General features: G+C 58.2%; 16 protein-coding genes. 11 read left to right on the forward strand and 5 right to left on the reverse strand.

Features of this window, described 5'->3' with window-relative positions:
- Nucleotides 1–948, forward strand: a 948-nt coding sequence (locus D8V06_RS13370; RefSeq protein ID WP_153189256.1) for an AMP-binding protein, incomplete at its 5' end; no start/stop codon positions are given.
- A 265-nt stretch (nucleotides 949–1,213) separates the two neighbouring features.
- Here D8V06_RS13370 and D8V06_RS13375 read toward each other — a convergent pair.
- Nucleotides 1,214–1,591 (reverse strand): hypothetical protein, encoded by a 378-nt coding sequence (locus D8V06_RS13375; RefSeq protein WP_007990351.1) that lies wholly within the window; start codon nucleotides 1,589–1,591, stop codon nucleotides 1,214–1,216.
- A gap of 200 nt (nucleotides 1,592–1,791) precedes the next feature.
- Here D8V06_RS13375 and D8V06_RS13380 point away from each other — a divergent pair, with 200 nt between their 5' ends.
- The 3 genes from D8V06_RS13380 to def all read left to right on the forward strand — a co-directional run bounded on the left by D8V06_RS13380 (nucleotide 1,792) and on the right by def (nucleotide 3,657).
- On the forward strand, nucleotides 1,792–1,983 hold the full coding sequence (locus D8V06_RS13380; protein WP_056852608.1) for a CsbD family protein: 192 nt from the start codon (nucleotides 1,792–1,794) through the stop codon (nucleotides 1,981–1,983).
- A 175-nt stretch (nucleotides 1,984–2,158) separates the two neighbouring features.
- Nucleotides 2,159–3,115 (forward strand): YihY/virulence factor BrkB family protein, encoded by a 957-nt coding sequence (locus D8V06_RS13385; RefSeq protein WP_056852607.1) that lies wholly within the window; start codon nucleotides 2,159–2,161, stop codon nucleotides 3,113–3,115.
- Between the two features lie 2 nt (nucleotides 3,116–3,117).
- Complete coding sequence (gene def, locus D8V06_RS13390; protein WP_056852606.1) at nucleotides 3,118–3,657, forward strand: peptide deformylase; 540 nt, start codon at nucleotides 3,118–3,120, stop codon at nucleotides 3,655–3,657.
- Nucleotides 3,658–3,665: 8 nt separating this feature from the next.
- Here def and D8V06_RS13395 read toward each other — a convergent pair whose 3' ends face one another.
- Nucleotides 3,666–4,097, reverse strand: coding sequence for a GNAT family N-acetyltransferase (locus tag D8V06_RS13395; RefSeq protein WP_130931099.1), 432 nt, complete (start codon nucleotides 4,095–4,097; stop codon nucleotides 3,666–3,668).
- Between the two features lie 330 nt (nucleotides 4,098–4,427).
- Here D8V06_RS13395 and D8V06_RS13400 point away from each other — a divergent pair, with 330 nt between their 5' ends.
- The 5 genes from D8V06_RS13400 (at nucleotide 4,428) to D8V06_RS13420 (ending at nucleotide 9,878) form a co-directional block, all read left to right on the forward strand.
- The gene (locus D8V06_RS13400; RefSeq protein ID WP_130931100.1) at nucleotides 4,428–5,369 is read left to right on the forward strand and encodes a fatty acid desaturase; all 942 of its coding nucleotides are present in this window, start codon (nucleotides 4,428–4,430) and stop codon (nucleotides 5,367–5,369) included.
- A gap of 133 nt (nucleotides 5,370–5,502) precedes the next feature.
- Nucleotides 5,503–6,294: a PhnD/SsuA/transferrin family substrate-binding protein gene (locus D8V06_RS13405; protein WP_130931101.1), complete on the forward strand. Its 792-nt coding sequence runs from the start codon at nucleotides 5,503–5,505 to the stop codon at nucleotides 6,292–6,294.
- A 118-nt stretch (nucleotides 6,295–6,412) separates the two neighbouring features.
- Nucleotides 6,413–6,955 carry a sigma-70 family RNA polymerase sigma factor gene (locus D8V06_RS13410; RefSeq protein WP_056852602.1) on the forward strand — a complete coding sequence of 181 codons (543 nt, stop codon included), beginning with the start codon at nucleotides 6,413–6,415 and terminating at the stop codon, nucleotides 6,953–6,955.
- A complete protein-coding gene (locus D8V06_RS13415) occupies nucleotides 6,952–7,965 on the forward strand; it encodes an ABC transporter substrate-binding protein (protein ID WP_130908627.1) in 1,014 nt (337 codons plus the stop codon). Before D8V06_RS13410 ends, D8V06_RS13415 begins: the two co-directional genes overlap by 4 nt.
- Before the next feature lie 593 nt (nucleotides 7,966–8,558).
- A complete protein-coding gene (locus D8V06_RS13420; RefSeq protein WP_130905875.1) occupies nucleotides 8,559–9,878 on the forward strand; it encodes a PAS domain-containing methyl-accepting chemotaxis protein in 1,320 nt (439 codons plus the stop codon).
- Nucleotides 9,879–9,936: 58 nt separating this feature from the next.
- Here D8V06_RS13420 and D8V06_RS13425 read toward each other — a convergent pair whose 3' ends face one another.
- From D8V06_RS13425 to D8V06_RS13435, 3 genes are all read right to left on the reverse strand, one after another.
- Complete coding sequence (locus tag D8V06_RS13425) at nucleotides 9,937–10,500, reverse strand: hypothetical protein (RefSeq protein ID WP_130931102.1); 564 nt, start codon at nucleotides 10,498–10,500, stop codon at nucleotides 9,937–9,939.
- 170 nt (nucleotides 10,501–10,670) lie between these two features.
- Entirely contained in the window at nucleotides 10,671–11,306 is a 636-nt protein-coding gene (locus D8V06_RS13430) for a glutathione S-transferase (RefSeq protein WP_130931103.1), read from the reverse strand.
- Nucleotides 11,307–11,696: 390 nt separating this feature from the next.
- Entirely contained in the window at nucleotides 11,697–12,728 is a 1,032-nt protein-coding gene (locus tag D8V06_RS13435; protein WP_056852596.1) for a LacI family DNA-binding transcriptional regulator, read from the reverse strand.
- 215 nt (nucleotides 12,729–12,943) lie between these two features.
- Here D8V06_RS13435 and D8V06_RS13440 point away from each other — a divergent pair, with 215 nt between their 5' ends.
- Nucleotides 12,944–13,477: a gluconokinase gene (locus D8V06_RS13440; protein WP_130931104.1), complete on the forward strand. Its 534-nt coding sequence runs from the start codon at nucleotides 12,944–12,946 to the stop codon at nucleotides 13,475–13,477.
- Between the two features lie 83 nt (nucleotides 13,478–13,560).
- On the forward strand, nucleotides 13,561–14,872 hold a 1,312-nt coding region (locus D8V06_RS13445; RefSeq protein ID WP_130931105.1), incomplete at its 3' end, for a GntP family permease.

Raw genomic sequence — 14,872 nt, forward strand, 5'->3', positions numbered from 1 at the left:
TGCGAGATCCTGATCACGCCGCTGCCGCTGTATCACATCTATGCGTTCACCTTTCATTGCATGGCGATGATGCTGATCGGCAACCACAACATCCTGATCAGCAACCCGCGCGACTTGCCGGCGATGGTCAAGGAACTGTCGAAGTGGAAGTTCAGCGGCTTTGTTGGCCTCAACACTCTGTTCGTGGCCCTGTGCAATAACGAAGGTTTCCGCAAGCTGGACTTCTCCGCGCTGAAAGTCACCCTGTCCGGCGGCATGGCGCTGCAACTGGCGGCAGCCGAGCGCTGGAAAGCGGTCACCGGTTGCGCCATCTGCGAAGGCTACGGCATGACCGAAACCAGCCCGGTGGCCACGGTCAACCCGATCCAGAATATCCAGATCGGCACCATCGGCATTCCGGTACCGTCGACCCTGTGCAAAATCGTCGACGATGCCGGTGTCGAGCAGCCAATGGGCGAAATTGGCGAACTGTGCGTAAAAGGCCCACAGGTCATGAAAGGCTACTGGCAGCGCCAGGAAGCCACCGACGAAATCCTCGACAGCGAAGGCTGGTTGAAGACCGGTGACATCGCACTGATCCAGCCCGACGGCTACATGCGCATTGTCGATCGCAAGAAAGACATGATTTTGGTGTCCGGTTTCAATGTGTACCCGAACGAACTGGAAGACGTGCTGACAACTTTGCCGGGCGTGCTGCAATGCGCGGCCATCGGCGTGCCGGACGAGAAGTCGGGTGAGGCGATCAAGATTTTCATCGTCGCCAAACCGGGCGTGACCCTGACCAAGGAACAGGTGATGGAGCACATGCGCGCCAACGTCACTGGCTACAAGGTTCCGCGTTCGGTGGAGTTCCGCGACGCGTTGCCGACCACCAACGTTGGCAAGATCCTGCGCCGGGAACTGCGCGATGAGGAGCTGAAAAAGCTCAAGGCGAAGAACGCCGCGTAAACCAAAAAGCCCCGCAAATGCGGTGATGCTGTTCACTGAAGAGAACGTTAGCATCCTGTGGCGAGGGAGCTTGCTCCCGCTGCGCTGCGCAGCAGTGCCTTTTCAAGGCCGCTTCGCGCCCCAGCGGGAGCAAGCTCCCTCGCCACAGGGTAATGTTCCTTGACTGAACAGCATTACTGCAAATGCGGGGCTTTTTGTTGGTGCTGGATTCTTCTTTGCAAAACTTTTCTGTCGCGGGAGTCCTTTACTCCGCAAGCGGCAGGAGTTATTGGCGGAACGGTGCGAAGTTGACGTTGGTACCTGCCGGACGCATGTCCTGCAGATACGAGTCCTTGTCGGCACTCAGTTCCAGGCTCAGGGCCGCTTTGCGCTTGCCCTGATTGCGCACCACCAGGCCTTCAAGCTTCTCGCGCAAAAACACCGTCGGCACTTTCAAATGCAGCAGTTCGTCGGTGTCCGGGGTGTGCATCAGCAGGTGAATCCACTCGTACTGACCCACGGCCAGGCGTGCCACCGGAATATCGAACCACCAGATGTTGCGGTTGCGGTTCAGTTCGGTGAAGTGGCAGTTGTTGACGCCAAGCACAGCACCACCAAGTTCCTGGTTTCTGCGGGCAATGGCCTGCTTTTTATCGAGTTTCATAACATTCCTGCGGTATTGGATCTTCAGCGCCACGCGCCGATACGTTGCGCATTCTCGGGGGTTGCCGGGCAAACATAAAGCCCAACCTGCATGGAACGATGAAATGTCGCGCGGAAAATAAATGAAACTCCGCGCGAATGCCCTCGGTCAACCTTGTGTAACCACTTTCCTCCCAATGAAACGCACGCAGGAGATTCATCATGGGCAGCACAAGCGATAAAGTGAAAGGCATGGCCAACGAAGCCGCCGGCAACGTCAAGCAAGGCGTCGGCAAGGCCACCGGTAATGACAAGATGCGCGCCGAAGGCGTGGTGCAGGAAAAGAAAGGCGAAGCTCAACAAGCCGTCGGCAAGGCCAAGGATGCCGTGAAAAAAGGTGTCGACAAGGCTTGATCCGGCCTTTGAACAAGCCTCGAACGGCCATCCACAGATGGCCGTTTTTGTGTCAGCCTGAACTTGATTGAGGAAATTGTTTCAAAGTCGCCAGGTAGGCTACTTTGATCTAAGAAAACGGCCCCTGAGTCGCCATGACTACATCCCATCCTGATTGCGGCGAATGGAGACGCTAATGATTTTCCCGGACATGAAAGGTCTGCCCATCCACCGTGTGATGGTGCGCACGGTCACCGAGTTCGTCGACGATGAGATGTCGACCTATGCCTCGGCACTGGCCTATCAAATGCTGTTTTCGCTGTTCCCCTTCATTCTGTTCCTGATTGCCCTGATCGGTTTCCTGCACCTGCCGGATTTCTTTTCCTGGCTGCGCCTGCAATCGGAGCTGGTGCTGCCGCCCCAGGCCCTGGAACAGGTGAACCCGGTCATCGACCAGCTTCAGCAGTCCAAGGGCGGATTGCTGTCGGTGGGTATCGTGATTGCGCTGTGGACCGCCTCGGCCGGTGTGCGGCTGATGATGAGTGCGATGAACGCGGCGTACGATGTCGTTGAAGGTCGCCCGGCGTGGAAGCGTTTTCCCCTGTCGATCATCTACACCGTCGGCATCGCCGGCATGCTGCTGATCGCCGCCGCACTGATGGTACTCGGGCCGCAAGTGATGAGCTGGATCGCCTCGCAAGTGGGCCTCGAGTACTTCATCGTCACCCTTTGGACCATCGCGCGTTGGCCGGTGATCGTGATCCTGTTGATGGTCGCGGTGGCGCTGATCTATTACGTCATGCCTGACGTCAAACAGGAATTTCGCTTCATCACCCCCGGCTCGGTGCTGGCCGTGGTGGTGTGGATCATTGCGTCGCTGGGCTTCGGTTTGTACGTCAAGGAGTTCGCCAACTACAACGCCATGTATGGCAGTATCGGTGCGATCATCGTGCTGTTGCTGTACTTCTACATTTCCGCGGCGGTGTTGCTGCTCGGCGCGGAGATGAATGCGGTGATCGAGCACATGTCCCGCGAGGGCAAGGACCCTGGCGAGAAAGTTGCCGGCGAGAAGGGCCCTGTCCATGAAAAACAGCACGTATCGGGACTTGGCCGCGATCATTCACAACCCAAACCGACCATTGACGAAACCTGACCATGATTCGTGAAATCCTGAAAATGGGTGATGAGCGCCTGCTGCGCATTGCTCCGCCGGTGCCCGCTGAAATGTTCGACAGTCCCGAATTGTGGCAACTGATCGATGACATGTTCCAGACCATGGAGAGCGTGGGTGGCGTCGGCCTGGCTGCACCGCAAATTGGTGTTGACCTGCAACTGGTGATCTTCGGTTTCGAGCACAGCGAACGTTACCCGGACGCCGAGGCGGTGCCGCAAACGATACTGATCAACCCGTTGATCACGCCATTGAGCCCGCTGATGGAAGAGGGCTTCGAAGGTTGCCTGTCAGTGCCCGGCTTGCGTGGCGCGGTGGATCGCTACCAGCAGATCCGCTATGAAGGTTTCGACCCCAAGGGAGAGCCGATCGTGCGCATTGCATCCGGGTTCCACGCGCGGGTGGTGCAGCATGAGTGCGATCACCTGATCGGCCGGCTCTACCCGTCGCGCATCAGCGATTTCAGCAAGTTCGGCTTCACCGAAGTGATGTTTCCGGACCTCGATCCCAACGCCGACGATTGATCCACCGTTTACGCGCAACGAGCCCTGATCGCCGGTGCCAGGCCCATGGCAATCATCGGTTTGCTGCGCGCATAGCGGCTCAGTCGCTCGACCATCGCGTAGGGCATTGGCGGGTCAAAGGTAAAACCGCAGCGCTCATAAAAACCACGCAGTTCGGGATGACAGAACAGCCATACCGGCAGTTCGCACTCCTTTACTGCCGCGCTGATCAACGCTGCGGCGATGCCTTGCCCGCGACACGCCGGATCGACGAACAAACCGGTCAACCAATGCCCGCCGGATACCGGACGCAAACACAACGCCCCGACGATTTCGTCGCGCCGGGCCACCCACAATTGCGCCTCGCGAACCGCTTTCATCGACGATTGATGGGCGCGGTAGAACTTGTTCATCAATGGCCAAAGCGGCTCATCGAGTCGGCTGAAACGGGTGTCGGGCATGGTCTCGGACTGTCGGTACGCGAAGCGGGCGATTATAAAAGAACGCACCTGCAAAGATAGGTGTATACCTGATCTCACATCCCCTGTGAGTGGAGTACGCATCATGGCCAAAGGTATGGATTCAAAGAAAGCGGACAAGAAAAAGCCGGCGAAAACCGCTATTGAAAAACGCGCCGACAAAAAAGCCAAAAAGGTCAATGTGTTCGGGCATTGAGCCTGCGCTGATCGTTCGCTCCCGCGCAATGCGGGAGCGATCAGTTTGAAAATAATCTGCAGGAAATCCAGGCGTCGTTGCACAGAAGAGGATTGGTCCCCGATCCGAGCAACGCCATGCCTCATTACTTCGATACTGCCCACCGAAAAGAAATCGAAACGCTACGCCAACGCCTGACCGCCCGCACCGAGTGGCCGACCTGGTTGCTGTTGATTGGCGTCTACAGCGCGTGGTTCGCCCTCGTGATGGCCAGTCACTCCCTGGGCTTGTGGTTGAGTACCGGGTTGCTGATTCCCGTGGTGGTGTTGTGGCTGTCGGTGCAGCACGAACTGCTTCACGGTCATCCGACGCGCTGGCCGCTGTTGAATAAAATCCTTGGCTACGCGCCGTTCGCCGTCTGGTATCCCTACACCTTGTATCGCGACAGCCATTTGCTGCATCACCGCGACGAAAACCTGACCATTCCCGGTCGCGATCCGGAAAGCCGCTACCTGAGTGCCGAGCAGTGGCAAGGCAGCTCCTGGTTGAAAAAAAGCCTGCACTGGCTGAATAAAACCATGCTCGGCCGCTTTCTGCTCGGAGCGCCAGTTGCCCTGCTGGGTCTGGCCCGGGATGAACTGAAACGCTTGAAAAAGGGCGATCGCCAAGCCTGGTTGATGTGGCTCAGCCATGGCGCCGTGACCTTGTTGATGTTGCTGTTTATCGCCCACTTCAGCGTGCTGCCGATCTGGCATTACCTGTTGCTGGTCAGCGTGCCGGCGCTGTCGATTGCGATGATTCGCTCCTACTATGAACACCGCCCGCATGCGGCACCGGAGCAACGCACCGTACTCAACGAAGCGGCCTGGCCGTGGCGCTGGCTGTTCCTCAACCTCAATCTGCATTTGGTGCACCACGATTTGCCGGGACTGCCCTGGTATGACTTGCCCCGCGCCTACCGCATGCGTCGCGAGCAATGGCTGGCGCGCAGCGGCGGGTTTCTGGTGCAGGGCTATGGCCACTTTTGGCGTGAGCATGGGGTGAGGGCGATCGACAGTCCGCTGCATCCGTTTCACTGACGTAAGGCCACTTCTGTACCCTGTAGGAGCGAGCCTGCTCGCGATAGCGTTGGGCCAATCAACAGATGTGTTGAATGTGACATAGCCATCGCGAGCAGGCTCGTTTGGGATCTTCGTTGTATGGAGGATTTTGATGACTCAACAGATTGCTGAATTACTGATGTACGTTGCTCCTGAGCCTGTTCAACAAGCCAACGAACAGTGGCTGGCACGTATCGTCGAACACCTGGGCGTCACTCGCCGCAGCGCCGAAAGTCTGTCCTTGATGGACCTGTGGCTATCCCCGCAACTGCTGTTGACACAAACCTGCGGCTATCCGCTGATGACGGCTTTGCGTGGCAAGGTCAGGGTGCTGGGACGTCCGCGTTACGAGCTGCCGGACAGTAGCGGCGGCCACCATTGCAGCCTGTTGTTGAGCCGCGCCGACGATCGACGACGAACCTTGCCGGAATTTCTTGGCAGCCGTGGGGTGATCAATGGCGAAGACTCCAACAGCGGGATGAACCTGTTGCGTCATCGTCTGGCGCCGCTGCATCGGGACGGGCAGTTTTTTGCCTCGGTCGGTACCAGCGGCAGTCATCGCGAAAGCTTGCGCTGGTTACAGCAGAACCGTGCTGATCTGGCGGCCATCGACAGTGTGACCTTCGCTTTTCTCGCCCGTCACGCCGAGGCGCAAGTGGCTGGCTTGCGGGTCGTAGCTCGCAGCGCTTTCAGCCCGACCTTGCCCTACATCACCGCAGCAAGCTTTTGCGCCGGGCAAGCGGAAAAGATTCGACACGTGATGAATCAGGCCCTCGGCGAGTTGCCGCAGGTAGCTGAAGTCCTTGGCTTGCGAGAAGTGTTGCCGGCCAGTGAAGGTGACTATCAAGTGATACTCGATTATCAACGCGAAGCTGAAACATTGGGATACGGGCAACTGCGTTAATATTCTTTTCAGCAATATAAAAATGCATTTTTAGTATTGTTAATGAATAAGGCCCATTGCTAGGATCACCTCACCGGATGACCGGACATCCAGTGACCCCCTAGACCTTGGAGCCTCTATGTCCGGCATCGACCGTTCCCATCATTACGTAATAAGCAGACTGTTCCGCACGCATTACCCTTGGCTTTGTGCACGGTTGCGCCAGCACGTGGGTTGCGGTTGCGAAGACATCGCCGCCGAAGCCTTTGTGCAATTGCTCGAAGCCCCAAAGCCGCTTGCCATCCGCGAGCCGCGTGCCTTGCTGACCACCATTGCGCGACGCCTGGTTTATCAACTCTGGCGACGGCGCGACCTTGAGCGCCGGCACACCGATCATTTATTGCAGCTGGATCCGCCGTTATCGCCTTCACCTGAAGAGCTGGCGCAATCGACCCAGGCCCTGCAAAGCATTGACCGCACACTGTCGCGTCTGCCCGACAACGTTCGGGCGACCTTTCTGTTGTCGCGGGTCGACGGTCTGACCTACCCGCAAATCGCTGCCGAGCTGGGCATTTCCCTGCGTTCGGTCAGCGTCTACATGACTCGCTCCGAGGCTCTGTGCATCCGCCACAGCGCCAATCAATCCCTGAACCGCCCCCTGCCAAACAAGAGGTCCGCATGAGATCGATCAAAACCCTGCTCGGCAGTTCGCTGCTGGCCCTGAGCCTGTTTGCCACCCAGGCCCCTGCGACGGAAAAACCGGCACCTATCCATTTTGGCGACATCACCTGGGAAAGCGGCAGCCTGATCACCGAGATCCTGCGGCTGATCGTCGAGAAAGGTTATGGCTACCCGACAGACACGCTGCCGGGCAGCACCGTCAGCCTTGAAGCCGCGTTGGCGAAGAATGACATCCAGGTGATCGGCGAAGAATGGGCCGGACGCAGCCCTGCGTGGGTCAAGGCTGCCGCGGAAGGTAAAGTGTTCGGCCTGGGCGACACCGTCAAGGGAGCCACCGAAGGCTGGTGGGTGCCGGAGTATGTGATCAAGGGCGACCCGGAACGCGGTATCAAACCCCTGGCGCCGGAGCTGAAGTCGGTGGCCGACCTGGCCAAGTACAAAGATGTGTTCCGCGATCCGGAAGACCCAAGGCGTGGCCGCTTCCTCAACAGCCCTACGGGCTGGACCTCGGAGATCGTCAACAGCCAGAAGCTCAAGGCTTACGGCCTGAGCGAAAGTTTCGTCAATTTCCGCACCGGTTCCGGCGCGGCGCTGGATGCCGAAGTGGCGTCGTCGATTCGTCGAGGCAAACCGGTGTTGTTCTATTACTGGTCGCCAACGCCGCTGTTAGGTCGCTTCAAACTGGTGAAACTCGAAGAACCGCCGTTCGATGCCCAAGCCTGGAAAACCCTGGCCGACGCCAGTAACCCAAACCCCATAGGTACTAGCTCGATGCCGGCCAGCCTGGCCATCGGCGTATCGGCACCCTTCAAGGCGCAGTATCCCGACCTGGTGGCGTTTTTCGAAAAAGTCGACTTGCCGATTGATCTCCTCAACCAGACGCTGGGGCAGATGAGTGAAAAACGCCAGAAACCCCGTGAAGTCGCCGAAGCGTTTTTGCGTGAACAGCCGCAGGTTTGGAAGGGTTGGGTGCCGGGTGAGGTGGCTACGAAAGTGAGTGCCAGTTTGTAGTTTCGGGGTGACGTGTAGATAGCCATCGCGAGCGGGCTCGCTCCTACAGTGTTTGCCGGTGTTCAAAAAAAGTTGATCACCGCAGATCTCCTTCAGGAGCGAGGCTGCTCGCAATCAATCCCAAGACTCACGCCCATTCGCCCCCGCTGATCAAGCCTTGCCTGTCATCGCTCCCTCCTAGGTCTTCGCCTGACGCTGAACCGATTTTGTACCCAATGCTGGCCGACTAGTGGCCTTGCAAGCCTCACTCGTCTGTCTATGCTCTCGTGTAACTAACCATGTCGACCGCAACGAGGCGGTGACTCCCAGAGTGCGCAATCCAAGGCACCGATGCATTCAATGGAGCTGTTGTGGAAAGGGAATTTCGTTATGAGCACGTTAGGGTTGACCCGCCTGCGGGTTATCAAGAGAAGGATGTCTTGATGAGAGTGTCGCGCCAGGGACCCTCCGATTGAACATCATTAATCACCTGACTGGTCCTTCCTCTTTTGGAGGGGCGCGTGTGCCTGTTCTGTGGAACGTAGTGGTGGATTTGAAAGACCAGCAACTTTCAATAATTCAAAAGACCGCGCAAGCAATAGGGTGATAAGTCCATGTTCAACCTACATCACAAGGCTGACCTGCTGGAGATCGAGCGTTTCAGTTGCGCACTGACCGAGGCCAATGCCAAGTTGGCAGCCGTCAGTCGTTCGATGGCGATGATTGAATTCACCCCGGAGGGTATCGTCCTCGACGCCAATGAAAACTTTTGCGGCGTCATGGGTTACAGCGCAGAAGAAGTTCGCGGCAAGCACCATCGGGTGTTTTGCGAAGAGGCGTTTTACCGTAGCGAGGAGTACGCCAAGTTGTGGCGTGACCTGGCCCGTGGCGAGCCGGTCAGCGGCACCTTTTTGCGCCTGAACAAGAACGGCAAGGAAATCTGGCTCGAAGCCAGTTACATGCCGGTGTTTGGTCCCGATCGGCAAGTCAAAAGCGTGATCAAGGTTGCCACCGACATTACGGCCAGAGTCAACAAGGAACACGAAAACGAGAGCATGCTGGCAGCTATCAGTCGCTCCATGGCGGTGATCGAGTTCACCCCCGACGGGCGAGTGATCACCGCCAATGAAAACTTCCTGAAAACCATGCAATACTCGCTCAACGAAGTGATCGGGCAGCATCACAGTCTGTTCTGTCACCGGGCCGAAGCCGAATCGGCAAGTTACAAGGCGTTCTGGGCTTCGCTGAATCGCGGCGAATATCACTCGCACCGATTCGAGCGCAAGAACAAGCAGGGTCAGACGATTTATCTCGAAGCGTCCTACAACCCGTTGTTCGACACCAAAGGGCGGTTGTACAAGGTGGTGAAGTTCGCCAGCGACATCACCCACCAGATGACCACGCTGCAAACCGCTGCTGAATCGGCCCATAGCACTTCCGTGCAAAACGACGCCTGCGCACGCAAAGGTTCCGAGGTGGTGCAGCAAACGGTGCAGATCATCCAGGACATTTCCCGGGATCTGAATCAGGCCGCGCTGAGTATCGACGCGGTGAGCAAACAGTCGGACATCATCGGCACCATCGTGCAGACCATCCGTGGCATTGCCGATCAGACTAATTTGCTGGCGCTCAATGCCGCCATCGAAGCCGCCCGCGCCGGCGAGCATGGGCGGGGTTTTGCGGTCGTGGCCGATGAAGTGCGCAGCCTTGCCGCCCGCACCAGTCAGGCGACGCTGGAGATTGTCGACGTGGTGCGCAAGAACCACGATTTGTCATTGAGTGCCGTGTCGAGCATGCAGTCGAGCTTGAGTCGAACGGGGCTCGGTGTGGAATTGGCGAACGAGGCGGGGGAGGTGATCCTGGAAATTCAGCAAGGGTCGCGACACGTGGTGGATGCGATCAGTCAATTCAACTCGACCTTGCAGTTGAATTAAGAGCAACAAATAAAGAAGAGTCCCGGTAGAGGGACCCTTCTTTATCTCGTGCAATGCCTTAAAGCGCAGCGATGAGTTTGTCCACGGCCTCGGCGCCCGGCTTGTCGTGGTTACGTTCGTTGGCTTCCTCGGCCTGGGCCATCTTCCTCTTGTCTTCCATGCGCTGGGCGATCTCTTCACCGATCGCTTGCTGTTTCTCCGGGGGCATGGCGTCTACCTCCTCTTGAGTCAGCCCCATCTCCTGAAGGATCGCATCACGCAGGCGCTGCTCCGGCGTTTTGCTCATGTAGTCCTTGAACTCATCCGTAGCCGAACCGCCCTTGAAACGGTCCTTGATGTCATCCGGCAGTGGCGCGTAGACCGCTTGCAGATTCACCCGGGTCTTGGCGAACGCTTCATCGACGTTGTCGCTCACTTTGGCGGCCTCGCTGACCTGTTGCGTCGCGATCTGGGTCGCTGATTCCTGAACCTGCGTGTCGGTTTGCGCGGTTTGTGCCTGCACGTTGTTTTGCAGGGCTTGAGTCATGACGCTTTGCAGACCGGCGGCGGCTTCAGCGGTTGGATCTTCACCAGGACGTTTGGGGAGTGGTGTGACCAGGTTTGACTTTGCACTGACCAACATAAGGAGAGACCTTGTAGGTGTTTGTGGTGAGGTGCGCTGAGCAAAGTCTGTGCCTGAACATTTAAAGCTAAATAAATCAGTGCGTTATGTATTTTTCTTGCAGCGGGTAAACGTGTTTGCGGTAAGGCCTTGCCGCTGGGCGGCAGAGCCCTACCGCCCAGATCGCGTGCTCAAGGCAAGCCGTTGCAGCAATGCTTGAGGAAGCCGGGGCGTTGCGCCAGACGTTTGAAATACTCATCGATGGCCGGGTAATCGGGGCGTTCCATCGGCGTCATCAGCCAACGGTTGATCGACAGGCCGATGACAATATCGGCCAGGGTAAACCGCGCGCCAGCGACATAGGCTTTGGTGGTCACGAGTTGATGTTCGAGGATGGCTATTTTCTGGTTCCAGCCACGCACGCCGACTTCGATGCGATGGGCGTCCTGGTATTCCGGGTCCTTGCGCACCAGCGCCATGAACGCGTAGCTCCAGGATGAATTGAGATCAGTGGCCTGCCAGTCCATCCACTGCTCCACCCGGGCGCGGGCGGCCGGTTCGCCGGGCAGTAATTCATGGTGGTGTTGGTGCTTGCCGGCCAGGTAGCGGCAAATGGTATTGGACTCCCACAACACCCCGGCTTCATCGATGATCACCGGAACCTGGGCGTTCGGGTTGAACCTGAGGAACTCGGGGCTGTGGGTCGAGGCAAAACCGCTGCCCCAATCCTCGCGCTCAAAGGACAGCCCCAGTTCCTCGCAGGTCCACAGCACCTTGCGGACGTTGATCGACGAGGCTTTACCGAGAATTTTCAGTGTGTGATCCATTGCGCTGCTCCGTTAGCGAGTTGGTGCGCTACGGGAATCTAACAGTGTGCTCGCCAGAGGGCGACATACGTTGCTCTAAAAGGTTAGTTGAAATCGACTCGCATGGGCGCCCTGATCGTTCCCATGCTCCGCGTGGTAATGCCCCAACGGAAGTTCCGCGTTTGGCTCTTGATTGGACTTCAGGTGCTTCGCAACCTTGGCTTGGTCCACGGATAACCTCGATCCGCAGGATTGATCGCCGAACCTGTGGCGAGGGAGCTTGCTCGCGCTGGAGTGCGAAGCGCTCCCAATATCAGCGGATGCGATCTATCTACATTGCAACGGCTTCGCCGCCGAACGAGAGCAAACTCCCTCGCCACAAAATCTCACTTCACTGCGGTTGAGTCGTGCTTATGTACTCTCACGCACCTTCAGCTCAAAGCCCATATCCTGCACCGGCCTGGCCACGGTGTTGCCGGCCATCAGCGTCAGCATCTGCTCTGCCGCGCGGCGGCCGATGGCTTCGCGTGGGGTGCTGATGCTGCTCAGGCGCGGGACCATGTGCGCGGATGCGGGCAGGTCGTTGAAGCCGAGGATCGCCACTTGTTCGGGGATCTTGATCCCGTGACGCATGGCTTCGAGCAGCGCGCCCTGGGCCAGGTCGTCGTTGCCGAAGAAGATCGCATCGACATCCGGGTGGCTGGCAATCATCTGCAAGAACAGTTCGCCACCCAGGCCCACGGAAGACGGACGCGGGGTCAGCACTTCCAGGGCGGGATCGTACAAACCGGCCTTTTGCAGGGCGCGGCGGAAGCCTTCGCCGCGCAGCAAGGTGCGTTGATCCAGTTGCGCGCCGATGTACGCCAGGCGCTTGCGACCGCGGGACAGCAAGTGCTCGGCGGCCGTTTCACCGGCGGCCAGTTGCGAAAAGCCGACGCAATTAAGCCCGGCGGCGCTGTCCAGCTCCATCATGTACACGCAGGGAATGTTGCTGGCTTCGATCATCCGTCGCGAGCTTTCGGTGCGGTCGAACCCGGTCAACAACAAACCGCGTGGCTGATAGGCCATGTAATTGCGCAGCAGGTTTTCTTCTTCGTCGCGGGAATAGTGGAAGTTGCCGATCAGCACTTCGAAGCCCTTGGGGCGCAAAACCTGATGAATGGCTTCCAGGGTGTCGATGAACAGCAGGTTGGACAATGACGGCACCAGCACCACCACCGAATGGCTCTGCGCCGACGCCAGGGCACGGGCGGCAGGGTTGACTACATAGTTGAGCTCAAGTGCCGCTTTCTGGACTTTTTCCACCAGTTCGGTAGCCACGGTGCTGACGCCGCGCAGGGCACGCGAAGCAGTGATCGGGCTGACACCGGCCAGGCGGGCAACTTCATTCAGGGTAGGGCGGCCAGTGGTGCGGGTATTTTTATCGTTTTTAGTTGGATTCATCGACGGCTTGCCAAACAAAATTCAAGGCACTAAGGTAGCGCTGTCTCGATGCAGCTGCAAATGCGTGAGCGGGGGTTCGCCTGATCCTCGCTTTTTGGCATTGGGAACGAACATGCTGCAACCCATAAAATGACAAGAAAGGCGTCGGCAACTTCTGCTTTTGTTCGAGTGTCATAGCTTGCAAAGGTAGCGCTGTCTGCGCGCTGAGGTGTTACATGAATCATCCCATCACCGCCCTGGTCATCATGGGCGTTGCCGGTTGCGGCAAGACGTGCGTCAGCGAAGCTCTGTGCCAACTGAGCGGCGCCACTGCCATTGAAGGCGACTCTTTCCACCCAGCCGCCAATATCGAAAAGATGAGCGCGGGTATCCCCCTGGACGATCAAGACCGTGCCGGCTGGCTCGACAGCCTGTGCGATGAATTGCGCCGCATTGACGCCAAGGGCCAGCGCCCGGTGTTGACCTGTTCGGCGCTCAAGCACATCTATCGCGAACGCTTGCGCAGCGCCTTGCCGGGCCTGGGCTTCGTGTTCCTTGAACTGACCCCCGAAGTTGCCGCCGACCGCGTTTCCCACCGTCCGGACCATTTCATGCCGTCGACCTTGATCGACAGCCAGTTCGCCACCCTCGAATCCCCCGTCGGCGAGCCATTGACCCTGGCCCTCGATGCGTCGAATCACAGCGTCGATGAACTGGCCGTCCAGGCACACCATTGGTGGCTTGAGCATGGCTTGAAGCGCGCCGGTTAATTTTTTGCTTGCAGAGATAGCGCTGTCCTTATGGCTTTTGAATTACCCGCTTTAATAACAACAACAACCAGGAGACACCCCTAATGTTTGGCATGTCCCACGAGACGTTCCTGCTGCTCGATGCAGTGGTCACGGTGATCGGGCTTATCGTCCTGATCACCAAGTTCAAGTTGCACCCCTTTCTTGCCCTGATCATTGCCGCCGCCTTCCTCGGGCTGACCTCCGGCATGCCGATCGGCACCATCATCAAGGCGTTCCAGGACGGCTTCGGTGGCGTGCTCGGTTTTGTCGGCATCATCCTCGCCCTGGGCACCATGCTCGGCAAAATGATGGCCGAGTCGGGCGGGGCAGACCAGATTGCCCAGACCCTGATCCGCGCGTTCGGCAAGGACAAAGTGCAGTGGGCAATGATGTTCGCCGCGTTCCTGGTGGGCATCCCGCTGTTCTTCGAAATCGGCTTCGTGTTGCTGATTCCGTTGGTGTTCATCGTTGCCCGTCGCACCGGCGTTTCGATCATCAAGATCGGTATCCCGCTGCTGGCCGGCCTCTCGGCGGTCCACGGCCTGGTGCCGCCGCACCCGGGCCCGCTGCTGGCCATCGGCGTGTTCGGTGCCGACATCGGTAAAACCATTCTTTATGGTCTGATCGTGGCGCTGCCAACGGCGATCATTGCCGGCCCGATCTTCGGTACGTTCATTGCCAAGCACATTCCCGGTCATCCGAACCAGGAACTGGTGGATCAACTGGCCCGCGAAACAGACACAACTGAATTGCCGAGCTTCAGCATCACATTGGTGACCGTGCTGCTGCCGGTGTTCCTGATGCTGCTCAAGACCTTCGCCGACGTCGTGCTGCCGGATGGCAACATCTTCCGCGCCTTCATGGACCTGATCGGTCACCCGATTTCGGCATTGCTGCTGGCGTTGCTGCTGTCGCTGTATACCTTTGGCTACAAGCAGGGCATCGGTTCCAGCCAAATGATGAAATGGCTGGATGCGAGCCTCGCACCGACCGCCGCGATCATCCTGATCATCGGTGCCGGTGGTGGCTTCAAGCAGATGCTGGTGACCAGTGGTGTGGGCGACGTGATCGGCCACATGGCGGTGAACGCACAAATTTCGCCGATCCTGCTGGCCTGGCTGGTGGCGGCGGTGATCCGTATCGCAACCGGTTCGGCGACAGTGGCGACCATCACGGGCGCGGGCATCGTGGTACCGGTGGTAGGAATGATCCCGGGCGTGAACCGCGAGTTGTTGGTGCTGGCCACCGGTGCCGGTTCGTTGATCCTGTCCCACGTGAACGACGCCGGTTTCTGGCTGGTCAAGCAGTACTTCAACATGACCGTGGCCGAAACCTTCAAGACCTGGACCGCGATGGAAACCATCCTGTCGGTGG

The sequence above is a fragment of the Pseudomonas sp. Sample_24 genome (genome assembly GCF_004307605.1).
Taxonomy (GTDB): domain Bacteria; phylum Pseudomonadota; class Gammaproteobacteria; order Pseudomonadales; family Pseudomonadaceae; genus Aquipseudomonas.